Source organism: Pantoea vagans (assembly GCF_004792415.1).
Lineage (GTDB): Bacteria > Pseudomonadota > Gammaproteobacteria > Enterobacterales > Enterobacteriaceae > Pantoea > Pantoea vagans.
Genome location: NZ_CP038853.1, coordinates 3,935,394 through 3,960,758 on the forward strand (window position 1 = coordinate 3,935,394; position 25,365 = coordinate 3,960,758).

Here is a 25,365-nt window from a genome sequence, read left to right on the forward strand (position 1 = left end):
AAGCCATCAGATTAGTTCGCTTTTACGCCTGAATTGCCGGTCACCAGCCCGCCGACATCGGCTTTAGTGGCATCCGCTTTCTGGCGTTCGGTTGGGGCTTGTTGTTTCTTCGGCTGGTCCTTCGGCGGGAAGTAGAGCGGTCCTTTCAGACCACAACCTGCAAGGCTGATTACTGCCAGTGTCATGGCCAACAGGCTTATTACTTTCTTCATTATTTATGCTCTTAATGTCCTTTACCTGGATGCTTATCATCGCAGTTGAAGGTGGAAAAGCAACAGGAAATCCCCGCAAATAGCGTGAACCGGGTGACAGGCCAGGAAGATAGCGGCTACCTGCAGAGCGCAGGCAGCCCGTCAGCATCAATGCACCTGATAGCGCGGTTGATAGTCGCTGTTGTCGTTGTCAGGCTGCGTTGTACAGAGCTGCGTCAGCGTCTGACTCCGGAACGGGATCACCTGGAATCGCTCACCGGTGTTCACAATCTGGTAGAACTGCGGCAGGTTGAAGTTGATAAAGCTTGAGCCATAGGTAAAGCGATCGTGTGACGAGGAGTAGAAGCGGCTGACGTCGCGCACCAGCTCCTCTTTGCTGCCTTCACAGTGATGATAAACCTCAACCCGATTGCTCTCATCGAGGATGTAGATGTTGAAGCCGCGCTCATCCGTGGTGTTTTCAAAGAAGAACTGAATGATGCCTTCGCTGGCATAGCCGTTCACTACCGGTGGCAGCGGCGTCTGATTCGTTTCGACTTTGATCGACAACCCATGCAGCTTGTTGTTGGAGATCGCGCCATAAAATTCCACGGCGTTTTCCAGCTTCTGCACCGAGACACTCATGCGTTCAAAGAACAGACCCCAGGTCTCACCCGCCATGCGCAGCGCTTTAAAGCGGCCCGGCTCCTGACGCGTGCTGGAGAGGCGCAGCTCAATGCATTCAGAGACCAGCTGCTGCACGCGCGTGCGAATCAGCCCGCGCAGATGCTGGCTGTAGCAGAATACTTCTACCGTATCCGGCGGTGCGGCATCCTGATGCATCTTGCCGAGAATAGTTTTCAGCCCTTCGATCATCGCCTGTTCGCCGCTGAAGTGCAGCGTACGCACTTCATTCCAGGAGTTGCGATAGAGCAGATCGATGCTGCCAATCAGGCACTGCTGCTGCTGACCAAAGCTAAAGACATCCAGTTTGCGGAAGTCGAAGTGCACCACCTGATTGCGGAAGGCCGCCGTCGGATCGTGCTCAAGATTAACAATAATCGCGAGGTGCCGGATTTCGCACGGGCTGTAGAGCGCTTTTGGCGTCGGCGAAGGCAGGCGCAGCGGGAAGTGGCTGGAAACATCGTTAACCAGCTCCTGCAGACGCGCCAGGTCGCAAATCTCATTGCCTTTAATATGCAGCCGGGTTTTACGGGTCAGCAGGCCATTGAACCACGCCCACGCCACCAGCTTGTTCAGATAGCGGTTATATTCCAGCGGCTGATGGCTGATGATCGAATCCATATCTGGTGCCTGGTTATAGAGATACCAGCCGGAACGGTTGGCGCGGCCAGGCGGCACATGAATAAAGGTCAGATTCGGTTCAGAGAGATCGGGCGAAATCTGTGGATTCACCAGCGTCACTTTGCCCGGCAGCGCTTCAAACGCGGCATACAGTTTACGGGTCAATACACCGATATCCTGCGGGCTGGCGCTGACGCTTAAGTTATTGCGACGGGCAAAGCGGATCAGATTGCGATAACTCTGCATCATCGCATCCAGCAATTCGTTATGGGCTTCGCGCACCCGCTCGATTTTCCATCCGGCGCGGTTGTCCAGAATGGCAATCTTCTCTTCGTTCCAGCCCCACTCTTTCACCAGCTGCGATAAAATCTCGCGACGCCAGCCGGTGCGTTGCTGATGATCGTCGGTGCTGAGCTTTTCACACACTTTGAGATAGAAGCAGCGACGCACCAGGTCAAGGCGCGGCTGATCGTCAACGCTGGTAAGGTAGTGCGTAACGCGCTCCAGCATCATGCAGTAAGGATCAAGTCCGAAGCAGATGATTTCGCCGTCGTGCAGTCGCTGTTTAATATCCATCGCCAGCAGCTGCGTGTTCGGGTATTCCCAGCTGTAGGCTTCCAGCAGCAGCGTTTTCAATACGGCTTTGTAAGGCGAGTCGATACTTTTATAGAGCTGCCACAAGCTGGCACCGAAATACTCTTCCGCCGACAGCGTGCCCAGGCCGCCCAGGTCAAGCCACTCATTGGGTGTCAGCACGCCTTTGGCATACAGCGACATCACGTAGTCGTCGTAATGATGCTCTTCTTCGCCCGGCACCATATTCCACAGGAGGCGTTTGCCCGCCATACGAACCGCGGTACGGTAAAACTCATCCAGCAGTAAAATGTGCTGGGTTGAACCGCAATCTTCACCGCCCAGGCTGCCGCTTTCGTTGTGACGGAAGCGGTTCTCGTCAATCAGGAAGAAACTGACTTCCACGCCCATTGAGACGCACCACTTCTGCAACAGCGTGCATTTGCGCTGCAGATTCAGGCGCTCTTCATTATCGAGCCAGGATTGATGGCAGACCCAGATATCAAGATCGGAGATGCTGTTCTGGCCGACAGACGAGGTGCTGCCCATAGAGTAGATAGCGGTGATCGGCATTTCGCCTTTCGGCGCATCGGCATGGCGCAGATCGCTGTCGCCGGTGAGGTCGGCCAGCAGCTGGCGTTGATTTTCATCAGGCGTGAAGAAGCTGATGCCATGTGGAACGCTACCTTCAAGGTAACCCGGCATCTGCGGATGTTGATAATGTAATAAGGTTGGCAGCAGACTGTAGACGCGCTGAAAAGCGGGTCCCATGGCAGCCAGCGCACGATCAACGCGCAGCTGGTTGATTGCATCCAGTCTCTGTTTCAGTGTCTCAATGTAGAGGTACAAGACGTTTCGCCTGATTGTCCCAGTGTTTAAGCACCCTGTTTCCACGCTCTGCCGCTTATTAAAAGTAAAAAAGTGGGCAGATAATTGCTGGAAACGTGATCAATCTATCACTCGGCAGATTGACCGTAAAGAAAGTTGCGCTACTTAACAGTTTAGCACGTTCTTACCAGCTTCCCGCCTTTTCGGCACTGGTTGCCACGCTATGGCTTGATAAACCGGGCCTGAAACCGCACACAGGCCGTTTTCAATCCGTTGAAACTGACAGTATTCACCCAGAGATGATAGGATATTCAGTGAACGATAAAAATGGTTAACAGCATGTTAGACAAAATTTTCAGAATTGCTACAAGACAAAGCCCGCTCGCATTATGGCAGGCACATTATGTACAGCAACGACTCATGAGTGCCCATCCGGGACTGCGCGTTGAGCTGGTGCCTATGGTCACCAAAGGTGACATTATCCTTGATACGCCGCTGGCAAAAGTCGGTGGCAAAGGGCTGTTTGTCAAAGAGCTTGAGCTGGCAATGCAGGATGGCCGTGCCGATATGGCAGTGCATTCTATGAAAGATGTGCCGGTCAGTTTCCCTGAAGGTCTGGGCCTGGTGACCATCTGCGAGCGCGACGATCCGCGCGATGCGTTCGTTTCTCATCATTATGACTCCATTGATTCGCTGCCACAGGGCGCCATTGTCGGCACCTCCAGCCTGCGTCGTCAGTGCCAGATTAGCGCGCGCCGTCCGGATCTGGTGATCCGCTCGCTGCGTGGCAACGTCGGCACCCGCCTCGGCAAACTTGATGCCGGCGAGTATGACGCGATCATTCTTGCCGTCGCCGGGCTGAAGCGTCTGGGGCTGGAAGATCGCATTCGCCAGGCATTGCCTGCCGAAGTCTCCCTGCCCGCCGTGGGTCAGGGTGCGGTCGGCATTGAATGCCGTCTGGACGACACCACCTTAATCAGCCTGTTACAGGCGCTGAATCACGATGACACCGAAGTTTGTGTCAGAGCGGAACGCGCCATGAATACCCGCTTAGAGGGTGGCTGCCAGGTGCCAATTGGCAGTTTTGCGGTGCTGGAAGGCGATGACCTCTGGCTGCGCGGCATGGTCGGCGCGCCCGATGGCCGGGTGATGGTCAGCGGCGAACGTCGTGGTCCACGCGCGCAGGCAGAACAGATGGGCATTTCACTGGCCGATGAACTGCTGAATGGCGGCGCGCGTGAAATCCTGAAAGAGGTCTACCAGGGGCAGCCGCCGGCATGACCATCCTGGTGACGCGCCCGGAACCCGCAGCGGCAGAGCTGGTGTCACGCCTGCATGCCCTTGGCAAACAGGCGTGGAGCCTGCCGCTGATTGAATTTGCACCGGGCGCTGACCTCGATTCCCTGCCTCACAGGCTCGCCGGACTTCGTGCTGGCGACCTCGTCTTTATTCTTTCTCAGCAGGTTATTCACTACGCACAGCACGCGATCAAAGCATGGCCCACTGAGCTGGACTATTATGCAATTGGTCGCAGCACCGCGCTGGCGTTTCACACCGTCAGCGGACAGCAGGTGACCTGGCCTCATGCGCATGAAACCAGTGAGGAATTGATCAGGATAAACACGCTTCAGCAGGTTGCCGGTAAACGTGCGCTGATTCTGCGTGGCGATCCTGGACGCGAATTGCTGGCGGAGACATTAACCCGGCGAGGTGCTGAGGTAACGTTTGCTGCCTGCTACCAGCGCTGCCAGAAGCATTATGACGGGCCGGTTGAAGGCCGCCGCTGGCGCGATCGCGGCGTCTCTGTGCTGGTGGTGACCAGCGGTGAAATGTTACAACAGCTTTTTTCGCTATTCCCCGCGGTTGATCGCGAGGAATGGCTGCTCAACTGCCGACTGATAGTCGTCAGTGAACGTTTGGCTACCCTGGCCGCAGGATTGGGTTGGCAGGATATTCAGGTAGCCGATGGTGCCGATAACGATGCGCTGCTGCGCGCGTTACGCTGAACTTTAACAATGGGATGTGCCACATATGACGGAACAAAAAGACTCCTCCGCCATGGTTGAAGAAACCACCCCAGCGGTCGACCGCTCTCCTTCCAGCAACAGCACACCACCGCGTAATGCGAAAAATGGTGGCATGGTGTTGGGTGCAGTTGCGATTGTCATCGCGCTGGCGATAGGTGCGGGTTTATACCTTAACGGGAAACATCAGGCTGATTTACAGGCACAAACCAATCAGAAGCTGAGCGATCAGTTAAGCGCGTTGCAGCAGCAGGCCAGCAGCGATAAACAGCAGCTGACACAGCAACTGAGTGGCGCTGAAACTGCCCTGCAGACGGCACAGCAGCAGCAGACCGCGTCAGCAAAAGAGCTGGAAACGCTGCGTGAAAAAGTGGCGGTGATTTCTGGCAACGACGTGCGCAGCTGGCTGCTGGCACAGGCGGACTATCTGGTGAAACTGGCTGGCCGCAAACTCTGGAGCGATCAGGATGTTACTACCGCCGCGGCACTGCTGAAAAGCGCCGATGCCAGCCTGGCTGACATGAACGATCCCAGCGTCATGAATGTGCGTCGTGCGCTGACCCAGGATATCAGTAACCTCTCTTCCGTTACGCAGGTCGACTACGACGGCGTGATCCTCAAACTGAATCAGCTGTCGAACAACGTTGATAATCTGCGTCTGGCCGACAACGACAGCGATGATGCGCCGATGGACAGCGATGGCGGCGAACTCTCAGGTTCCGTGCGCGAATGGCGTCAGAATCTGGTGAAAAGCTGGCATAACTTTATGGATGACTTTATTACCATCCGCCGCCGCGATAACACTGCACAGCCGCTGCTGGCACCGAATCAGGATGTTTACCTGCGTGAGAATATCCGCTCGCGTCTGCTAATCGCTGCTCAGGCCGTACCGCGTCATCAGGATGAGATTTATAAACAATCTATCGACACCGTGTCCGCCTGGGTTCGCGCCTGGTACGATACCAACGATGCCGCCACCAAAGCCTTCCTTGCCCAGCTGGATGAGCTGAGCCAGCAGAACATCAATATGGATCTGCCGGATAACCTGGAAAGTCAGCCATTGCTGGAACAGCTGATGCAGACCCGCGTGCGTAACCTGTTAGCGCAACCTTCTGCCGCTGCTAATCAGCAGGGAGGCTAAGCATGCTTAAGGTATTTATCCTCTTTATCCTGCTGATTGCTGGCGTAGTGCTGGGGCCGATGATTGCCGGTCATCAGGGCTATGTGCTGATTCAGACCGATAACTGGAACATCGAAACCAGCGTCACCGGCCTGGTGATTATCCTTATCATCAGCCTGCTGGTGATTCTGGCGGTGGAATGGCTGCTGCGCCGCGTGCTGCACACCGGGGCGCGTACCCGCGGCTGGTTTACCGGCCGTAAGCGCCGTCGCGCCCAGCGTCATACCCAGTCTGCGCTGATGAAGCTGGCAGAAGGCGACCACCGTCAGGTGGAGAAACTGCTGTCTAAAGATGCCGATCACGCCGATGTGCCGGTAGCCAACTATCTTCTGGCAGCCGAAGCCGCCCAGCAGCGTGGCGATGAGATCCGTGCCAATCAGCATCTTGAACGTGCCGCTGAGCTGTCTGAAAGCAATACCATCCCGGTTGAAATTGCCCGCGCTCGTATTCAGCTGGCCCGTAACGAAGATCATGCGGCGCGGCACAGCATTGACCGTCTGCTGGAAGTGGCTCCGCGTCACCCTGAAGTGCTGCGCCTGGCCGAACAGGCGTATGTCCGTACGGGTGCCTGGAGTGCATTGCTGGATATTCTGCCTGCTATGCAGAAGGCGCAGGTCGGTGATGAGCTCCATCGTGATGCGTTACAGCAGCAGGCCTGGCTGGGTCTGATGAATCAGGCAATGGCCGATCAGGGCAGTGATGGCCTGAAGCGCTGGTGGAGCACGCTGAGCCGCAAAACCCGTCAGGATACGACCCTGCAGGTGGCAATGGCGGATCATCTGATTGAGTGCAACGATCACGACACCGCACAGTCGATCGTGCTGGAAGGCCTCAAGCGTCATTATGACGATCGTCTGGTACTGCTGATGCCGCGCATCAAAAGCGGCAATCCGGAAGCGCTGGAGAAGGCATTACGCCAGCAGATCAAACAGCATGGCGCAACGCCGTTGCTGCACAGTACGCTGGGACAGCTGCTGATGCGTCATGGTGAGTGGCAGCAGGCAGCAGACGCGCTGCAGCAGGCGCTGGCACAGCGTCCGGATGCGTTTGATTATGCGTGGCTGGCGGATGTTTATGATCGTCTGCATCGTCCGGAAGAGGCCGCGAAGATGCGCCGTGAAGGATTGTTGCTGACGCTGAAGAATAATCCCAACGCCTGATGCGGTTGTCAGACAGGATAAAGCCGGGCTTGCCCGGCTTTTTTGTGCCCGCAATCTGCCGCCCTATTCTTACAGGCAAAAAAAAACACCTGCCAGTGGCAGGTGTAAGATCAGGTCGGTAAGACAACCGGGAGGTACCTGACTCAACGTGGTGTCTGTTAACCCTGTAAGGCTTACGCGATACAGGCAGGCAGACAACAGGTACCTAAAATTGGCTCTGCATCATTCCCAGGTTTATGTAGCATCAGCAGACATAAGAGGTGGAATGAGCATCTACAGCAGAAGTATTGCACACGCCGTGCCAGGTTAAGATTTATTTTTAATATGTTTATAAATCAATGACTTAATCAGATCGGCATTTCTGGTCATAGCGAGGTACCGGAGGAAGTGTCGGTATCAGGCGACAGCTGGCATTTTCTCTGTCTCTGAATGGAGACAGCGAGATCAATCTCTCTCTGAACGTAATAATAACAATGGTTTATTTGTCGGCGATTCACGACGCTATTGATTCTGCTAATATTGCGTGCGGAATCAAAGCAGAGTGATTCAGCAGCAATGAAGAAGCCCAACGCGTAGGGAACACGGTCAGAGGAGGAAAGCGTCCCACGCCAGGGACGGCGTGGGCCGAGCGGCCATGGATGGCTTAAGCGCCTTTCCGATCTGACCGTGTTCCTTTCGCCAGCGCACGCTCACCGCGGTGCGGGCTTCAGGGAGCATACGCCTTTCGCAAAGACGCAAAAGACGCCATCCCTGGCGGGCTCAGCGCGGGCGATTACGCACCTCATCCCTGAGGTGCGCCCGTATCCGGGCCAACGCTTTGCGTTGTTCAAAAACGCTCCCGGCGTTTTTGTCCCTGGCCCGCGATGCTTTGCTACAGGCGTATGCTCCCTTCGCTTCAAGTCTGGCAGACGCATCAGGAACTTACATGGACGCTTCAGACTGGTGAAAGATCTAAAGCCGGATTCATCTGACCGTGTTCCCTTCGCAGGCTCGAACTCACAGCAACATTGTTCCACAGCACCCAACCCGGCCCATATCTCCCGCAGAAATTCAAATCCACTTTTCTACAGACGAAAAAAAACCTGTCTTTTCAGACAGGTTTCTAAAAATGGTCGGCGAGAGAGGATTCGAACCTCCGACCCACTGGTCCCAAACCAGTTGCGCTACCAAGCTGCGCTACTCGCCGATTTTTTTAACTGTTTTGCCTGGTGCGAAGAGAGGGACTTGAACCCTCACGTCCGTTAGGACACTAACACCTGAAGCTAGCGCGTCTACCAATTCCGCCACCTTCGCGTTTCCCAGCAAAATCTGGGGTGGCTAATGGGACTCGAACCCACGACAACTGGAATCACAATCCAGGGCTCTACCAACTGAGCTATAGCCACCACTATTCTTAATGTTACAAGTTTAAAACCTGCAGCATTTAAATCTCTACTGCCAACCGCGGTAAATCAACCACCGAAGCTCATGCGCACAAACGATATGGCGCGCCCGACAGGATTCGAACCTGAGACCTCTGCCTCCGGAGGGCAGCGCTCTATCCAGCTGAGCTACGGGCGCGTAGCGCCGTTGCGGATGTGCATACTAGAGATAAGCGCCCATCGTGTCTAGTGCTTTTTAAATAAAAAGACGCGTTTGATTACGCTTTGTGCATTTCGTCGACAAATAGTACATTTCCACTCTCGTAATGCCTGAAAATGCGGCGTTTATCAGCAATATCAGAGATCGCCACGCCAGTGATAGCGCAAATATTTAAGCAGTTTTAATTGCCTGCGCAGGCGGCTTGGCTGCCGAATCAGACGATAAAGCCACTCCAGCCCCAGCCGTTGCCAGATTTTAGGCGCGCGCTTCACATGGCCGGTGAAAACATCGTAGGTTCCGCCCACGCCCATATAGAGGGCATCAGGCCAGTACGCACGGCACGCCAGCATCAGCAGCTCCTGACGTGGCGAGCCCAGCGCGACGGTCACCAGCTTCGCACCGCTGGCCGCAATCCGGGCAAACAGCGCATCCTGATCGGCTGGCGCAAAATAGCCATCCTGCGCGCCGACAATATCTACATTCCACTGACGACGTAACTTATCGCAGGTTTCATCCAGCACCTGCTGGCGACCGCCGATAAGAAACACCGGCGTCCCTTCACGCCCGGCGCGTTCCATCAGCGCTTCCCATAAATCAGCACCCGCAATGCGCTGCACCGACGCCTGCGGATACTTTTTACGAATCGAGCGCACGATGCTGATGCCATCGGCATACGCATATTCCGCCTGCGCTAACAGCGTGCGCAATCCTTCATCCCGCTCAGCGGTCAGGATCTTCTCCGCATTGATGGCCACTAAAATACCGCTGCGAACGCTCTGCGGCGGCATCAGAAAATTCACTGCCGACGGCATGTTTTCGAAGCCATACAAATCAACGCCGCGAATACGGTACTGCGGCGTCTCAGTTAACGTTGTCATATCTTCCGTCAATCCCAAAGGTTAATCAGAGCGGGCTGTGCAACACCCGCCTGCTGCGGTCGCGAATTAAACCTGCGCGATCCAGTAACCAGAAAAGTAATTTAGCCATGCCCAGACAGGCAGCAAAAATGAGGCAGAAAAACACCACTCGTGAGCCGAACGCATCGAGACCCTCGCGGGCCAGTACGATCATGTTAAACACTGCGCCAAAACAGAAACTTTGCAGGATGGCACCGGTATAGCGGTTCGTCTCAAGGCAGCCACGCTGATAAATCGCATCAAAGGCTTTAATAATCATCCCTACTGCAACAGCACCAACTGGAATAGCCCAGACACCGCCCATGACCACCAGGGAGCCGATCAGCGTGGGTGAAATCGCCAGGCCCGAATGGTTATTCAGCACTTCCCATGTGAAGTAGTTGGCACTGTTCAATACCGCCAGCGGCCGATCCGGCCAGAGCCAGCTCGGAATAAACACGTAGAAATCACGCCACAGAGGCGCCAGCCCCTGAAACTCAATTTTGTCGTAGTTATCCAGCAGCCTGGCGAGATTTTCCCACGGCGAGAAGGTATCACGCGTCAGATACAGGAAGGTATAGAACGCTTCATCGCCCATCACGTCGAGGTTATAGCGGCGCAGCGCCAGCCAGAACATCCCCCCAATCGCCATCACCCCCGCCGTTGCCAGCATCCACAGGGTGATCCAGCCACGGGTAATCCCGATAAACAGGAACAGGGCAAACGCAATAATGATATTGGCGCGGGTTCCGCCCACCAGCGCGTAAGTCAGTAGACCAAAGGCCACAGTCACCACCAGGAACAGCAGCCAGTTGCGGCGCGTCGGGCGTAAAAAGTAGGGGATCAGCATCGCCGGAATAAAGAAATAGAAGAAGCGTTTAAGCGCCACGCCCGATACTTCACTGGAGAAAATCTGGTTATAGGCGGTCAGGCGGAACAGCAGAAAACCGTTGTGAATGAAGAACACCGTCACGGTACCCAGCGCGACCAGCGCCAGAATCACACAGGTCAGGTGGGTTTCAACCCGGTTCATCTGCAGCCAGGGCTTCGCCGGAGGCGCACCAGCCGGTTTCAGCCGCACTTTATAGCTGACGTAATAAATGGCGTAAAACGCCGTGGCCGACAGCAGCGCCTCAAGCAGATTCTCAACCGGCATCACGTCCACGTTAAAGCGAAACACCAGCACGGAGGTCAGCGGGAAGCCGAAGTAAAAGGTCAGCAGAAACAGCAGTGTAAAGAACAGATGGAAGTTAAAACGGACGCGCTTAAACTCCCGCCAGGTCAGGGTCAGAATAAAGACCAGCGACAGCAGATAGACCACCAGCAGGCCGCCAAACTGCATAAGACTCATGACAACTCCCCTTCGCTGAGTTGTAACGCTGTGCGCCAGCCTGCCAGATAACCCGGCTCAAAGAAGGCGATAGCCTGTTTATCACAGCGCATCAGCTGCCGGCGTGCCTCGGCGATCACCGCAGGCGACAGCGTATCTTCGCTGAACAGTACCGGAAGCTGCTGCTCTGCCACATCACGCCAGAATGGATTTTTGCGGGTCAGAACAAACGGCACGTTGGCCTGGATCAGCAGGCAGAGTGTTCCCACCCCCTGCTGGCGTTCAAACATAAAATAGCCGACATGGCAGCGCGCCAGCAGTGCTAAGTAATCATCAAACGCCAGACTTTCGCGCAGCAAATTCACCTGCCCGTTCGGGAACAGCGCCTCTGCTGCAGCCTGAACCTGGCTGATATATGCCTCATTGCCCGGCGGATAACCTAATGGGACTTCGATGCGCACCTGCTCGCCAAACTGTGCGTGAATCGCCTTTAAGCCTTCGATGTGCCGGTTACTCGGATCGCCCGAATTGCCCAGCAGTAGCGTAAACGGCTCTGACGGCGCAGACTCAACAGCGGCGGCTGGCATTCGGGTCGGGAAATAGAGCAGTGAACCCGGAACCCGGCGATGACGCAGCTGGTAGTGATGCAGGTCGCCACGGGTCGCAAAAACCTGTGCAACCCGTCCCTGCGCTATCCGGCGCACCAGATAAAACAGGCGAAACTTCAGGCTGCGCGAATCTTCATAGAGATCGGCGCCCCAGACATGCCAGAAGAGCTGAGAACGTCGCAGCTTACCGCTGAGTAATGCCAGCCAGATCCACGGGTTAAACTGACCGTGACAGAAAAAACGCTGCTGCCGATTCCTGGCTCGCTGCAGTACCGCCTGCGCCAGCGCTTTCTTGCTGGCGAAACACTCGATCTGCAACGCACTGAACGGCGCAAGGCGCTCTGGCTGCTGCGTCACCACCATAAAATGGCGTGGCGAAGCCACAGGCTGCTCAACGCTCAGTACGTCGTTGAAAAAGCGCAGCACCGTAAGATTGTGGTGGGGAATGTCCGATCCCAAAACGTGAATTAAAGTCATTTTTTCCGGCAGTAAACAATAAAAGCGCCACAACACAGGGCAAAGTAAGCCATATAAGTAAACATGTAGGCCTGCGCCGCACCCGTCGCGCCATGTAACGGGATCAGCCAGCGTGAGAACAGGGTCAGCAACAGAAACTGGCTGATCTCAGTCAGAACATAAAAGCGCAGCGAGGCTTTGGCGATAACCAGATATCCGAAAACATAGGCACCGACTTTAAAAACATCGCCGCACAGCTGCCAGACAAAGAGATCGCGCATTCCGCGAAAAGCCTCAGAGAACAGCAGGCTGATGGCGAAGTCACGCAGTACCCAGACGCCAAAGCTGGCAACCGCCACGGCGGGCAGGACAAAGCGCAATGCACGGCCAATCTCACGTGCGATGTCGCGTTTGTTGTCGAGCCGCGCCAGCGTCGGCAGCAGCCAGACGCTAAACGTTGCGGTGATAAACTGCAGGTAGGCATCGGAAATGCTGGTGACGCCCTGCCACAATCCGACCTGCGCCCAGCCCTCCTGCTCTGCCAGCAGGTTACGCATCATTACCCAGGCAACCGGCAGGGTCACGGCCGTGATCAGCGCCATCAGAGTATATTTTGCCAGATTACGCGCCAGCTCAGGATACCACTGTGGCCGCAGCCAGCTTAGCGGCAGCGGCGCGCGGCGTTTCAGCATCAGTAGCGCAGGCAGCAACAGCAAGGCCGGTACCAGCGCAAGGCCGATCAATGCGCCCTGATAGCCGCCCAGCCACCAGCAGAGCAGATAGCCCGCCACGCCAGTCAGACTGCCGAGAATTAGCGCCAGCGCATTACCACGCGCGTCGCGATACCCCTTCAGCAGCGCCAGCGTAAAGTTGGCCCAGGCGATGCCGAGCTGAAGAAAAGCGACGACGCGGATGACGCCCTGATAGCGGTCGTGACCAAACAGCGCGGTGCTGATGGGTGCCGCCGCCAGCAGAAACAGCAGCGCCAGCACGCCGGAAAAGCCCAGCACCATAGCCGATGCCGTGCCCACCATCGCCCGCAATTGTCCGGGCTGCTGCTGATACTGCGCGACATAGGTGGTAACGCCGTTGAAGATGCCCGCGCCCGCCAGCACACCCAGCACGGTGATCAACTGGCGGAAGTTACCCGCCTGGCCGACACCTTCGGGGCCGAAGCTGACCGCCAGCAGTTTGACCACCAGCAGACCAGACACAATTTTTACCAGCGTGGACGACGCGGTCCACACTGAGGCTCTGGCTAATGACATCAGGAAAAGAAGCTCAGCAGCGAGCTGATAACTGTGCTCTGATTATTATCCGACAGGTTATAAAACAGCGGCAGGCGCAGCAGGCGTTCACTTTCCAGCGTGGTAAAGCGGTCGTCGCCGACAAATTGCGAGAAACGCTCACCGGCAGGTGAACTGTGCAGCGGAATATAGTGGAACACCGTCAGTATCTCGGCTTCTTTCATCCAGTTGATCAGCGCCTGGCGATCGTCCTGATCGCGCAGTTTGATGTAGAACATGTGCGCATTATGTTCGCAGCTGGCGGGGATCACAGGCAGACTGATGCGGCCCTGGGCGGCCAGCGGCTGGAGTGCGTCATAATAACGCTGCCAGATGCGTAACCGCTGCTGGTTGATGCGTTCAGCGGCTTCCAGTTGCGCCCAGAGATAGGCCGCCTGCAGATCGGCCATCAGGTAGCTCGATCCCATGTCGCGCCAGGTATATTTATCGACCTGACCCCGGAAGAACTGGCTGCGGTTGGTGCCTTTTTCCCGCACGATCTCGGCGCGCTCGACCAGGCTGGCGTCGTTGATCAGCGTCGCGCCACCTTCGCCACCGGCGGTGTAGTTCTTGGTTTCGTGGAAACTGAAGCAGCCAATATGACCGATGGTGCCCAGCGCGCGACCTTTGTAGCGTGACATCACACCCTGCGCCGCATCTTCAATCACAAACAGCTTATGCTTTGCCGCCAGCGCCATAATGGTATCCATTTCACAGGCCACGCCTGCGTAATGGACCGGCACAATGGCGCGGGTTTTTTCAGTGATGGCCGCTTCGATCAGCGTTTCATCAATGTTCATGGTATCCGGGCGCACATCGACAAACACGATTCGCGCGCCGCGCAGCACAAAGGCATTGGCGGTAGAGACAAAGGTGTAGCTCGGCATGATCACTTCATCGCCAGGCTGCAGATCGATTAACAGCGCCGCCATCTCCAGCGAAGCGGTGCAGGAAGGGGTCAGCAGTACTTTTTTGCTGCCAAAACGCTGCTCCATCCACTGCTGACAGCGACGGGTGAAACCGCCATCGCCGCACAGCTTGCCGCTGTTCATCGCCGACTGCATATACTCGATTTCTGTGCCCACAATCGGGGGCGCATTAAATGGAATCATGACCTTTCCTGTAAAACCAGTAGGCGGTGCTGTCGAGTCGGGCACCGCTGCGTAAATAGAGGCGCATCGCCTTGAGATTACTGAGCTGGGTAGCCACCCGAAGCTGAGCCAGCTGTCTTACCCGCGCCCAGTCCGCCGCCGCCAGCAGCAGTCGCTGACCCAGCCCCTGGCCCTGCGCGTCAGGCATTACGCCCAGCAGGCCAATGCGGGCATCGCCGTCCACTGCGCGTAGCGAAACAAATCCCTGCAGCTGACCTGTGGCATCACTGGCCACCAGGCACTGATCGTCAAACGTTCCGCGCACCGCATTCTCAATCCACTGCGCATAAAAACGGCCGCTGGCGTCTGGTGCATACCAGGGCGCGCGAAAACGACTCTGGCTGAAGAGCTGTGACGCTGCATCACGCAGCTGCGGGATTTGTGCTTCGCGCGCAATGCGAATCCCCGCCTGCCGTTCCGTCTCTTTAACCGCCAGCGTCAGGTCCGCCTCGCCTTCTGCCAGCTGGAACTGATGCTGCTGCAACGTATCAATCAGCGCTGTCTCGCTGGCCGCAACTTTCATCTGCATCAGCGCACAGGGATGACGCAGCGCCTGCTCCAGCGGAATGTCACCTTCCGGCTCCAGCCGCACGGTCTCAACACCGAAGAATGCACTTTCCCAGCTAAGGGGATTAATACTGACGTGGACGGGCATGTAATAAATCCAGCAGGTATTGGCCGTAGCCGGTTTTTGTCAGCGCTTCACCGGCAGCACGCAGCTGGTCATCACTGAGCCAGCTGTTGCGCCAGGCGATCTCTTCCAGGCAGGCAATTTTAAAGCCCTGCCGTTTTTCCACCGTCTGCACAAACATGCTGGCTTCCACCAGGCTGTCATGGGTGCCAGTATCCAGCCAGGCAAAGCCGCGTCCCAGCAGTTCGACCGTCAGCTCACCGCGCTCCAGATACATCTGGTTAATGGCGGTAATTTCCAGCTCGCCCCGCGAAGAGGGCTTAACCTGTTTTGCGAATTCGATAACCTGGTTGTCATAGAAATAGAGTCCGGTGACCGCCCAGCGCGATTTCGGCTGCTGTGGCTTCTCTTCAATCGAAATCGCCTTGAAGTTATCGTCAAACTCCACCACACCGAAACGTTCCGGGTCCATAACCTGATAGCCGAACACCGTTGCGCCACGATTCTGTTCGACGACTTTCCGCAGCTTAGGACTGAAACCCTGACCGAAATAGAGATTGTCACCCAGCACCAGGCAGCAATTGTCATCGCCGATAAACGATTCGCCAATGATAAAGGCCTGCGCCAGCCCATCAGGACTGGGCTGCACCGCATAGCTCAGGCGTATCCCAAATTCACTGCCATCACCCAGCAGGCGTTCAAACTGCGCCCGATCTTCCGGCGTGGTGATCAACAGAATGTCGCGAATCCCCGCCAGCATCAGCACGGAAAGCGGATAGTAGATCATCGGTTTGTCGTAGACCGGCAGAAGTTGCTTTGAAACTGCCCGGGTTATCGGGTGTAATCGCGTGCCCGATCCTCCCGCTAAAATGATGCCTTTCATCACTGCTCCTTACGCGGGTTTATTGCGATAAGCCGAGGCGTTCGCCCTGATAGCGACCATCAAGAATGGCCTGCCACCAGGCGGGATTAGCCAGATACCATGCCACGGTTTTACGCATGCCGCTTTCAAAGGTTTCCTGCGGCACCCAGCCAAGTTCATGCGCAATTTTACTGGCATCGATGGCGTAGCGCTGATCGTGACCGGGCCGGTCAGTGACATAGGTAATCAGGTCGCGATAATGCGCCAGCCCGGCAGGTTTCTGCTCTGCGGCCAGCTCTTCAAGCAGGCTGCAGATGGTTTCGACTACCTCGATATTGCGGCGTTCGTTATGGCCGCCAATATTATAGGTTTCGCCTGGCTTGCCCTGACTGACCACCTGATAGAGTGCGCGAGCGTGATCTTCAACGTAGAGCCAGTCACGAATCTGCTGGCCGTTGCCGTAAATCGGTAAGGCTTTGCCGGCCAGCGCATTGATGATGGTCAGGGGAATCAGCTTCTCCGGGAAATGGCAGGGGCCGTAGTTATTTGAGCAGTTGGTAACCAGCGTGGGCAGACCGTAGGTTCGCAGCCAGGCCCGCACTAAATGGTCGCTGCTGGCCTTAGAGGCGGCGTAAGGACTGCTTGGCGCATAAGGGGTGGTTTCGGTGAAATAAGCCTGACTGTCATGCAGATCGCCAAACACTTCATCGGTCGAGATATGATGGAACAGAAAGGCCGCTTTGCGCGCGTCATCCAGGTTTTGCCAGTAAGAACGCGCGGCTTCCAGCAGCTGATATGTCCCGACAATATTCGTCTCGATAAAAGCCACCGGCCCGTCAATCGAGCGATCAACATGGCTTTCAGCCGCAAGATGCATTACGCAGTCTGGCTGATGGCGGGCAAAAACCTGATCAAGCGCCGGACGATCACAGATGTCCACCTGCTCAAAACAGAAGCGGGGCGAATCGGCCACACTGGCGAGTGACGCCAGATTTCCGGCGTAGCTGAGTTTATCGACCACCACGACCTGATGTCCGGTTTCTGCGATCAGAAAGCGCACCAGAGCCGAGCCGATAAAACCGGCACCGCCCGTGATCAGAAACCGCTTCATCGCCAGACACCTTTGGTGTCGACAATCCAGTTCTGCTGAACGTCGGCGGCATCAATGGCACGGAAGGCGCGGTGATCGACCAGCATCACCAGAATATCGGCCTTTGCCAGCGCCTGCTCGCAGGAGACCAGCTCTGCTTTGTCAGCCAGCGAGTCAGCAAGCTGCTCAATGTGCGGTTCAACTACCCAGGTCTTGCCGCTGTGCCACTCAGCAATTTTCTGTACCACACCGACGGCCGGGCTTTCGCGCAGGTCGTCGATATTCGGTTTAAAGGCCAGGCCAAAGCAGGCGATGGTGATATCGCTGGCGCGCTTGCCGGTCTGCGTCAGACAGTCCGCCAGCGCGGTTTTCACCTGGTCCAGCACCCACTGCGGCTTGGCGTCATTCACCTCGCGCGCGGTGCGGATCAGGCGGGCTAGTTCGGGATTCTGCGCCACGATAAACCAGGGATCGACGGCGATACAGTGACCGCCGACGCCCGGACCCGGCTGCAGAATGTTGACGCGCGGATGGCGATTCGCCAGCGCAATCAGCTCCCAGACGTTAATTCCCTGGTCGGCACAAATCAGCGACAGCTCATTGGCAAAGGCGATATTCACGTCACGGAAGCTGTTTTCGGTCAGCTTGCACATCTCGGCGGTACGAGCATTGGTTTCAACGCATTCACCTTTTAAAAACAGCCGATAGAGCTCGCTGGCGCGGGCAGAACAGGCAGGCGTCATGCCGCCAATCACCCGGTCATTGTTAATCAGCTCAACCATCACCTGGCCGGGCAGCACGCGCTCCGGGCAGTAGGCGACAAAAATATCGGGCGTCTCTCCGTGCTGCGGAAAACGCAGATCGGGACGCGCCGCAGCCAGCCAGTCGGCCATCTGTTCGGTGCTGCCCACCGGCGAGGTCGATTCCAGAATCACCAGATCGCCCTTTTTAAGAACCGGCGCGATCGACTCCGCCGCAGCTTTGACAAAGCGCAGGTCGGGCTGATGATCATCTTTGAATGGCGTCGGTACGGCGATCAGAAAAGCGTCAGCGGCTTCAGGCTGCGTGGTGGCGCGCAGATCGCCACGCGTCACGGCCGCATGCACCACCTGATCTAAATCGGGTTCCACAATGTGGATCGCGCCACGATTGATGGTTTCTACGGCGCGCGCGTTGATATCCACGCCCACCACTTTTTTTCCCTTTGAGGCAAAAACGGCTGCCGTCGGCAGCCCAATGTATCCCAGTCCAATCACGGAGATGGTTTCAAAACTCATAATTCGGCTCGGTTATCTTTTAAGGCTTGTAAAATACGACCACAGGCTTTGCCATCGCCATACGGGTTATGGGCATGGCTCATCGCCTGCCACGCATCGTCATCACTCAGTAATTCGCTGACGCTGGCAACGATTCTGGCGATATCGGTTCCCACCAGTCTGACGGTTCCGGCATCAACGGCTTCGGGCCGCTCGGTGGTGTCGCGCATCACCAGTACCGGCTTGCCCAGTGAAGGCGCTTCCTCCTGGATGCCGCCGGAATCGGTAAGGATCAGCCAGGCGCGGTTCATCAGCCAGACAAACGGCAGGTACTCCTGCGGTTCAATCAGAATGATATTCTCAATGCCGCTGAGTATCCGGTTAACCGGCTCGCTGACATTGGGATTGAGATGTACCGGATAGACAATCTGCGCCTCGGGATGCTGGCGGGCAATCTGCGCCAGCGCGCTGCAGATACGTTCAAAACCGCCGCCAAAGCTTTCACGCCGGTGGCCGGTAACCAGTACCAGTTTCTTATCCGGGTCGAGAAACGGATAGCGCGCCGCCAGTTGTGCGTTCAGATTACTGTCGTCCAGCACTCGATCGCGAACCCACAGCAGTGCATCAATGACCGTATTACCGGTGACGACGATGCGCGCATCGGGCAGATTCTCCTGCAACAGGTTCTGACGCGAGCGGGTGGTAGGCGTGAAGTGCAGGCGGGCAAGATGGCCAGTGAGCTTACGGTTACCCTCTTCCGGCCAGGGCGAGGCGAGATCGCCGGTACGCAGACCCGCCTCCACATGCCCGACGGGGATTTGCTGATAAAAAGCCGCGAGGCTCGCCGCCAGCGTCGTGGTGGTGTCACCATGCACCAGCACGATATCCGGTCTGAAGTCGAGCAGGACGGTTTTCATGCCCTCTAAAATGCGGCAGGTGATCTCGGTCAGTCCCTGTTCGGGACGCATAATATTGAGATCATAGTCCGGCTCCAGCTTGAACAGACGCAGCACCTGATCGAGCATTTCGCGATGCTGGGCGGTCACGCACAGTCGCGATTCAAAAGCGGGATCCTGCGACAGCGCCTGCACCAGCGGCGCCATTTTAATCGCTTCCGGACGAGTACCAAATACGGTCAGAACTTTCACACTGTTTCTCTCAATCATGCGCGTCTGACATCAGACGCGGACGACGTGCCAGCGCCACACCCGCGCCTGTTAATGCCCCAACGGCACCCCACATAATCATCATGAACAGACGTCGCGGACTGTCACGTGATACCGGCTCTTCCGGCGTACGCAGATAACGGTAGGTCTGAAACTGGCTGTTCAGTTTTGGTCCGGTCTGCAGCGTGGTCAGCATTGCTCTGTTCTGATCATAGCTGATATCAAAGCCTGGACCGGTGGCGCGCAGGGTATCCAGCTGTCCCTGCAGAACGGGCTGGCCCAGCAGGAACAGGTCGCTGTCTGCCAGGTTCTCACCCGCTTCGCGCGTCTGTTTCTCATTGATGCCCTGCTGGCTGGCAATCTTCAGCGCCTGCTCCAGCCGATGCTGCTGGCGCTGGAAGACTGCGTTAGCCACATCTTCCTGACGTTTCACCTGCGCCTGCAGCTGATCGGTACGCGCCCGCCAGGCTCCTTTTAACTCATCATTCAGATGACGCGCGGCGCGCTCACTGGCGTAAGCGATGTACTGCCGCAGCAGATTGTTGGCGTCGCCCGCTGTTTCCGCTTTGAGTTTAACGTTATCGGGCAGGTTATGTGCTGCGTCTGCGGGCGTGAACAGGATGTTGCCGATCAAATCGTCGAGCAGCGCAGCATCGTTATGCGCATTGCCGGTTTTACGGTTCTTGTAGTAATCCGTTTGCTGCCAGAACTCCCGACGCGTATCCCAGGAGGCAAGCTGCATGGTGAACTCCTGATAAACCTGATCCATCACTGTCGGTGACGGTGCAGCCAGCGTCAGGGCATTGTTGCGCACATCCAGATTGGTCAGGAACTGCTGCTGCGCATAGTAAGAGCCCAGCATGTTCACCGTCGGGCGATCGGTGATCGCCGTGGTGCTCCAGACCTGTTTCAATAGCAGCGTCGCCAGCCAGGCGATCAGAGCAAACAGCAGCGCCAGCCCGACAATCCAGCGTTTGCCACGCCATAAACGGCAGCTCAGGCCGCGAATATCCAGTTCGTTGTCCACAACGTCAGCAGGCATGGCAGAGGTATCCTTTTTCAGCATCGGGTTCATTTATTTTTTGCTTCGCGATGTTGGCTCAGACGACGCTTGATACGCCGGACGCGTCGCGCCACGCGCCACGCATGCTTCAGGCAGTAGCCATAAACCATAAAAGCGCCCAGGAACAGCAGCAGCATCACCCACTCCGGGATGAACGCCAGATATTCACCCAGTACACCGATACCGGCGAGGATGGCCGCCGCAACGGTAATCAGGACAAAGGCCTGACGCGAGGTAAAACCAGCACGCATAATCAGATGGTGGATGTGCTGACGATCGGCCGAGAACGGGCTCATGCCTTTGCGCAGGCGACGATACATAATCGCCACCATATCCATCAGCGGAATGGCGATCAGCCAGAGTGCGGTAACGGGTGTAATGGGATGGCTCAGGCCCTGCGTCGTTTCCAGCAGAATCCAGATAATGGTGAAGCCGATCATGGTGCTGCCGGCATCGCCCATAAAGACTTTGAAGCGACGCCCCAGGAAGCCGAGGTTAAGCAGGATATAGGGCAGCGTGGCGGCAATCATCGCAAAGCACCACATCGCAAGGCTGGTCTGGCCGTCGAAGTAGAGGATGATGCCCATTGCGGCAAAGGTGACCGAGGAGAGTCCGCCCAGCAGACCATCGATCCCGTCTACCATATTAAAGGCGTTGATCGCAGCCCAGACGGCAAACAGCGTCAGGACATAGCCGAAGGGCCCCACGATAAGCTCGAACGGACCCACGATAAAGCCCAGGCTGAGCAGATAGAGTTTTGCGCCAAACATCATCACCAGCGCGACGATGGCCTGTACGACTGCGCGAATTTTGACGCTGATATCGAATCGGTCATCCAGTGCGCCAACCAGCACCAGAACCCCGGCGCAGCCCAGATAGAGCAGCGCGTGTGGCAGATAGTAGTTGGTGATGGCAAACGTAAAGCAGATACCTGCGAACACGGAAATGCCGCCCACCAACGGAATCGCGCCATGATGACGTTTACGTGAGTTAGGCTTGTCAACTAAACCAATTTTTTTAGCTGCTTTTCGAGCAAAAAAGAGGAAAGCCAGGGAAAAGAGAAAAATTAAACCAAGCTCAGTACTCATAGTGAGTAAATTCACGTTAAACGCTCTCAGCTAACATCCCGCACCACAATACGCGAAAAAGCGCGACTGGTGCTGTGTCGGATTCCGAATTCTGCATAAAGAGACAGACGAACGGTCATAAATTCGCCATCACTACCACAGTCATTATAAATGCTCCTGCCAGTGTTCAATCCTATAGCTCACAAATGAAAAACGCCACGTTGAGACGTGGCGTAAGGTCGATTTTCTGCGCATTTGAACTAAAAAAGCCGAATCTGTGGTCCGGCCTGGCAGTATCGGATTATGAACGCTTCATCATATCGAAGAATTCATCATTGGTTTTGGTCATCGCCAGCTTGTTGATGAGGAATTCCATTGCGTCGATTTCGCCCATCGGGTGAATAATCTTACGCAGGATCCACATCTTCTGCAGCTCTTCCTGAGAGGTGAGCAGCTCTTCTTTACGCGTACCAGAACGGTTGTAATCAATCGCCGGGAAGACGCGTTTTTCAGCAATTTTACGGGCGAGATGCAGTTCCATGTTACCGGTACCTTTAAACTCTTCGTAAATTACTTCGTCCATCTTCGAACCGGTATCAACCAGCGCGGTCGCGATGATGGTCAGGCTTCCGCCCTCTTCCACGTTACGTGCAGCACCAAAGAAACGCTTTGGACGATGCAGGGCGTTGGCATCCACACCACCGGTCAGGACTTTACCTGAAGCAGGCACCACGGTGTTGTAGGCACGCGCCAGACGTGTGATGGAGTCGAGCAGGATGATGACATCTTTTTTATGCTCAACCAGACGCTTGGCCTTCTCGATCACCATTTCAGCAACCTGAACGTGGCGCGAAGCAGGCTCATCGAAGGTTGAGGCGATAACTTCGCCTTTAACCAGACGCTGCATCTCGGTCACTTCTTCCGGACGCTCGTCAATCAGCAGCACCATCAGCACGCAATCCGGGTAGTTATACGCCAGGCTCTGCGCGATGTTCTGCAGCAGCATGGTTTTACCGGCTTTCGGCGGTGCTACGATCAGACCACGCTGACCGCGACCGATCGGCGATGCCAGATCGAGTACGCGAGCGGTTAAATCTTCCGTTGAGCCATTACCCCGCTCCATACGCAGACGTTTATTTGCGTGCAGCGGCGTGAGGTTTTCGAACAGAATCTTATTACGCGCGTTTTCCGGCTTGTCGTAGTTAACTTCGTTAACTTTCAGCAGCGCAAAATAACGTTCACCTTCTTTTGGTGGACGGATTTTGCCAGAGATGGTGTCACCAGTGCGGAGGTTAAAGCGGCGGATTTGGCTGGGGGAAACGTAGATATCATCAGGGCCGGCGAGGTAGGAGCTGTCTCCGGAACGGAGGAATCCAAATCCATCCTGAAGAATCTCCAGCACGCCATCACCAAAGATGTCTTCGCCGCTTTTCGCGTGCTGCTTCAGGATGGAAAAGATAATGTCCTGCTTGCGCATGCGAGCCTGATTTTCCAGCCCCATATTTTCGCCGAGAGTAATCAGCTCAGCAACCGGCGTATTCTTTAATTCGGTAAGATTCATAGTGATGGGTTCTTAAACTCGGGGTAATACTCGGAATGTTTGTCGTGAGTGGTATGGCAATTAATCCATGCCGTTAATGGCTCTTTTCGGCTCTTCCCGACGATCATCGTATGAAATGGCGATCGGTATGCAGGCAGATGTCCGAATGTGATGCCAGAGTTGGAGCTAACCGTAAGATTGCTGAACCGTTCTATCTTTATAAGGTACAGGGCGACAGGGTTCAACAAGGGAAAACTTTTAGATGCAAACTACAAGGTAAGTTCGTAATGCAGTATTGGTAAGTTAGCACGCCCGAAAGCGAACGTCCAGCAGCAGGAGATAAATTCACCACTGCCAGACGTTCAGCCCTGAATTACGCCAGGTTGGCGTTCAGGAACTCTTTCAGCTGGCCTTTAGACAGCGCGCCCACTTTGGTCGCGGCGACTTCGCCATTTTTAAACAGCAGCAGCGTCGGGATACCACGAATGCCGTATTTCGGTGCCGTGCCTGGGTTATCATCAATATTCAGCTTAGCGATGGTCAGCTTGCCATCATACTCTTCTGCAACTTCATCAAGGATGGGCGCGATCATTTTGCAAGGACCACACCATTCAGCCCAGAAATCTACCAGTGTAACGCCGTCGGCTTTCAGCACGTCGGTGTCGAAACTGTCATCAGTCAGATGAACGATTTTATCGCTGCTCATGTTTTACTCCAAAGATTATGCCTGGCGAATTGGCGTAATATATACCAATGTTGGTTGACTTTATTTCATCGGATACGCTTTCGTAAAGCGATAGTAAGCTGATATTCTACCACACTATGAGCAAAACACACTTAACTGAACAGAAGTTTTCCGACTTCGCCCTGCACCCAAAAGTGGTGGAAGCCCTTGATAGTAAAGGCTTTCAATACTGCACGCCGATTCAGGCGTTAGCTCTGCCTTTTACGCTTTCAGGGCGTGATGTTGCAGGCCAGGCGCAAACCGGTACCGGCAAAACGATGGCGTTTCTGACGTCAACGTTTCATCATCTTCTCTCTCATCCTGCGGCAGAAGGTCGTCAGGTTAACCAGCCACGGGCTTTAATTCTTGCGCCGACGCGTGAACTTGCTGTGCAGATTCATGCGGATGCCGAACCCCTTACCGCCTCAACCGGCCTGAAACTGGGTCTCGCCTATGGCGGAGACGGTTATGACAAACAGCTGAAAGTGCTGGAACAGGGCGTTGATATTCTGGTGGCAACCACCGGCCGCCTGATCGATTACGCGAAGCAGAATCATGTCAATCTCGGTGCCATTCAGGTCATGGTGCTGGACGAAGCCGATCGCATGTTCGATCTCGGCTTTATTAAAGATATCCGCTGGCTGTTCCGTCGCATGCCGCCTGCTACGCAGCGTCTGAGCATGCTGTTCTCGGCGACGCTCTCTTACCGCGTCCGTGAACTGGCGTTTGAGCACATGAACAGCGCTGAATATGTCGAAGTGGAACCGGAACAAAAAACCGGCCATCGCATTCAGGAAGAGCTTTTCTATCCGTCTAACGAAGAGAAAATGCGCCTGCTGCAGACGCTGCTGGAAGAAGAGTGGCCCGATCGCGCCATTGTATTCGCCAACACCAAGCACCGCTGTGAAGATATCTGGGGCCATCTGGCCGCCGATGGACACCGTGTTGGTCTGCTGACCGGCGACGTGGCTCAGAAAAAGCGCCTGCGCATTCTGGATGACTTCACCAAAGGTGATGTGGATATTCTGGTCGCCACCGATGTAGCCGCTCGCGGCCTGCACATTCCGGCTGTGACGCACGTCTTTAACTACGATCTGCCAGATGACTGTGAAGATTACGTTCACCGTATTGGCCGTACCGGTCGTGCCGGCGCCAGCGGACACTCGATCAGCCTGGCCTGTGAAGAGTACGCACTCAACCTGCCTTCAATTGAAGAGTACATTGGCCACAGCATTCCGGTCAGCAAGTACAGCAGCGAAGCGTTGTTAACCGATTTACCGCCACCTAAGCGTCTGCAACGCAGTCGTACCGGCAATGGCCAGCGTCGCGGAGGGAATAACGCCAATCGTCGCGGTGCTCCACGCAACAACAACCGCAAACGTTCAGGTTAGGCCACC

21 protein-coding genes and 4 tRNA genes are annotated in these 25,365 nt (G+C 55.7%); 5 read left to right on the plus strand and 20 right to left on the minus strand.

What is annotated here, in order from left to right; translation table 11 throughout:
• Positions 1–11: 11 nt before the first annotated feature.
• Together lptM and EGO56_RS18410 are read right to left on the minus strand one after the other, a co-directional pair.
• On the minus strand, positions 12–212 hold the full coding sequence (gene lptM / locus EGO56_RS18405) for an LPS translocon maturation chaperone LptM (protein WP_013359686.1): 201 nt from the start codon (positions 210–212) through the stop codon (positions 12–14).
• Positions 213–359: 147 nt separating this feature from the next.
• On the minus strand, positions 360–2,918 hold the full coding sequence (locus tag EGO56_RS18410; protein WP_061061275.1) for a class I adenylate cyclase: 2,559 nt from the start codon (positions 2,916–2,918) through the stop codon (positions 360–362).
• 318 nt (positions 2,919–3,236) lie between these two features.
• Between EGO56_RS18410 and hemC the strand changes: the two genes are divergently transcribed.
• The 4 genes from hemC to hemY are packed head-to-tail and all read left to right on the plus strand — an operon-like array spanning position 3,237 to position 7,261.
• Positions 3,237–4,178: a hydroxymethylbilane synthase gene (hemC, locus tag EGO56_RS18415; protein ID WP_135910458.1), complete on the plus strand. Its 942-nt coding sequence runs from the start codon at positions 3,237–3,239 to the stop codon at positions 4,176–4,178.
• Positions 4,175–4,903, plus strand: coding sequence for a uroporphyrinogen-III synthase (gene hemD / locus EGO56_RS18420; RefSeq protein ID WP_135910459.1), 729 nt, complete (start codon positions 4,175–4,177; stop codon positions 4,901–4,903). Before hemC ends, hemD begins: the two co-directional genes overlap by 4 nt.
• Positions 4,904–4,928: 25 nt before the next feature.
• Positions 4,929–6,062: a uroporphyrinogen-III C-methyltransferase gene (gene hemX, locus EGO56_RS18425; RefSeq protein WP_013359682.1), complete on the plus strand. Its 1,134-nt coding sequence runs from the start codon at positions 4,929–4,931 to the stop codon at positions 6,060–6,062.
• A 2-nt stretch (positions 6,063–6,064) separates the two neighbouring features.
• A complete protein-coding gene (gene hemY, locus EGO56_RS18430) occupies positions 6,065–7,261 on the plus strand; it encodes a protoheme IX biogenesis protein HemY (RefSeq protein ID WP_013359681.1) in 1,197 nt (398 codons plus the stop codon).
• A gap of 1,109 nt (positions 7,262–8,370) precedes the next feature.
• Here hemY and EGO56_RS18435 read toward each other — a convergent pair.
• From EGO56_RS18435 to trxA, 18 genes are all read right to left on the minus strand, one after another.
• A tRNA-Pro gene (locus tag EGO56_RS18435) sits at positions 8,371–8,447 on the minus strand.
• A gap of 20 nt (positions 8,448–8,467) precedes the next feature.
• A tRNA-Leu gene (locus EGO56_RS18440) sits at positions 8,468–8,554 on the minus strand.
• A 16-nt stretch (positions 8,555–8,570) separates the two neighbouring features.
• Positions 8,571–8,646: transfer RNA gene (locus tag EGO56_RS18445), tRNA-His, on the minus strand.
• A 98-nt stretch (positions 8,647–8,744) separates the two neighbouring features.
• Positions 8,745–8,821: transfer RNA gene (locus EGO56_RS18450), tRNA-Arg, on the minus strand.
• A 158-nt stretch (positions 8,822–8,979) separates the two neighbouring features.
• Complete coding sequence (wecG, locus tag EGO56_RS18455; protein ID WP_135910460.1) at positions 8,980–9,720, minus strand: lipopolysaccharide N-acetylmannosaminouronosyltransferase; 741 nt, start codon at positions 9,718–9,720, stop codon at positions 8,980–8,982.
• A gap of 25 nt (positions 9,721–9,745) precedes the next feature.
• Entirely contained in the window at positions 9,746–11,089 is a 1,344-nt protein-coding gene (gene wzyE, locus EGO56_RS18460; RefSeq protein ID WP_135910461.1) for an ECA oligosaccharide polymerase, read from the minus strand.
• Positions 11,086–12,153, minus strand: coding sequence for a TDP-N-acetylfucosamine:lipid II N-acetylfucosaminyltransferase (wecF, locus tag EGO56_RS18465; RefSeq protein ID WP_135910462.1), 1,068 nt, complete (start codon positions 12,151–12,153; stop codon positions 11,086–11,088). The genes wzyE and wecF overlap by 4 nt, the downstream gene beginning before the upstream one ends.
• Positions 12,150–13,400 carry a lipid III flippase WzxE gene (gene wzxE, locus EGO56_RS18470; protein WP_135910463.1) on the minus strand — a complete coding sequence of 417 codons (1,251 nt, stop codon included), beginning with the start codon at positions 13,398–13,400 and terminating at the stop codon, positions 12,150–12,152. Before wzxE ends, wecF begins: the two co-directional genes overlap by 4 nt.
• A complete protein-coding gene (rffA, locus tag EGO56_RS18475) occupies positions 13,400–14,530 on the minus strand; it encodes a dTDP-4-amino-4,6-dideoxygalactose transaminase (protein ID WP_033784417.1) in 1,131 nt (376 codons plus the stop codon). Before rffA ends, wzxE begins: the two co-directional genes overlap by 1 nt.
• The gene (rffC, locus tag EGO56_RS18480) at positions 14,517–15,224 is read right to left on the minus strand and encodes a dTDP-4-amino-4,6-dideoxy-D-galactose acyltransferase (RefSeq protein WP_135910464.1); all 708 of its coding nucleotides are present in this window, start codon (positions 15,222–15,224) and stop codon (positions 14,517–14,519) included. Before rffC ends, rffA begins: the two co-directional genes overlap by 14 nt.
• Positions 15,202–16,083 carry a glucose-1-phosphate thymidylyltransferase RfbA gene (gene rfbA, locus EGO56_RS18485; RefSeq protein WP_008926428.1) on the minus strand — a complete coding sequence of 294 codons (882 nt, stop codon included), beginning with the start codon at positions 16,081–16,083 and terminating at the stop codon, positions 15,202–15,204. The genes rffC and rfbA overlap by 23 nt, the downstream gene beginning before the upstream one ends.
• Positions 16,084–16,102: 19 nt before the next feature.
• Positions 16,103–17,173 carry a dTDP-glucose 4,6-dehydratase gene (rffG, locus tag EGO56_RS18490; protein ID WP_135910465.1) on the minus strand — a complete coding sequence of 357 codons (1,071 nt, stop codon included), beginning with the start codon at positions 17,171–17,173 and terminating at the stop codon, positions 16,103–16,105.
• Complete coding sequence (gene wecC / locus EGO56_RS18495; protein WP_135910466.1) at positions 17,170–18,429, minus strand: UDP-N-acetyl-D-mannosamine dehydrogenase; 1,260 nt, start codon at positions 18,427–18,429, stop codon at positions 17,170–17,172. Before wecC ends, rffG begins: the two co-directional genes overlap by 4 nt.
• A complete protein-coding gene (gene wecB, locus EGO56_RS18500; protein WP_033784696.1) occupies positions 18,426–19,556 on the minus strand; it encodes a non-hydrolyzing UDP-N-acetylglucosamine 2-epimerase in 1,131 nt (376 codons plus the stop codon). The genes wecC and wecB overlap by 4 nt, the downstream gene beginning before the upstream one ends.
• A 10-nt stretch (positions 19,557–19,566) precedes the next feature.
• Positions 19,567–20,616: an ECA polysaccharide chain length modulation protein gene (gene wzzE, locus EGO56_RS18505; RefSeq protein WP_135910608.1), complete on the minus strand. Its 1,050-nt coding sequence runs from the start codon at positions 20,614–20,616 to the stop codon at positions 19,567–19,569.
• A 29-nt stretch (positions 20,617–20,645) separates the two neighbouring features.
• A complete protein-coding gene (wecA, locus tag EGO56_RS18510) occupies positions 20,646–21,725 on the minus strand; it encodes a UDP-N-acetylglucosamine--undecaprenyl-phosphate N-acetylglucosaminephosphotransferase (protein WP_033734802.1) in 1,080 nt (359 codons plus the stop codon).
• A 280-nt stretch (positions 21,726–22,005) separates the two neighbouring features.
• The gene (gene rho, locus EGO56_RS18515; protein ID WP_003851960.1) at positions 22,006–23,265 is read right to left on the minus strand and encodes a transcription termination factor Rho; all 1,260 of its coding nucleotides are present in this window, start codon (positions 23,263–23,265) and stop codon (positions 22,006–22,008) included.
• Positions 23,266–23,617: 352 nt separating this feature from the next.
• Positions 23,618–23,950: a thioredoxin TrxA gene (gene trxA / locus EGO56_RS18520; RefSeq protein WP_003851963.1), complete on the minus strand. Its 333-nt coding sequence runs from the start codon at positions 23,948–23,950 to the stop codon at positions 23,618–23,620.
• 116 nt (positions 23,951–24,066) lie between these two features.
• Between trxA and rhlB the strand changes: the two genes are divergently transcribed.
• Positions 24,067–25,359 (plus strand): ATP-dependent RNA helicase RhlB, encoded by a 1,293-nt coding sequence (gene rhlB / locus EGO56_RS18525; RefSeq protein WP_013359670.1) that lies wholly within the window; start codon positions 24,067–24,069, stop codon positions 25,357–25,359.
• The last annotated feature ends 6 nt before the right edge of the window (positions 25,360–25,365 follow it).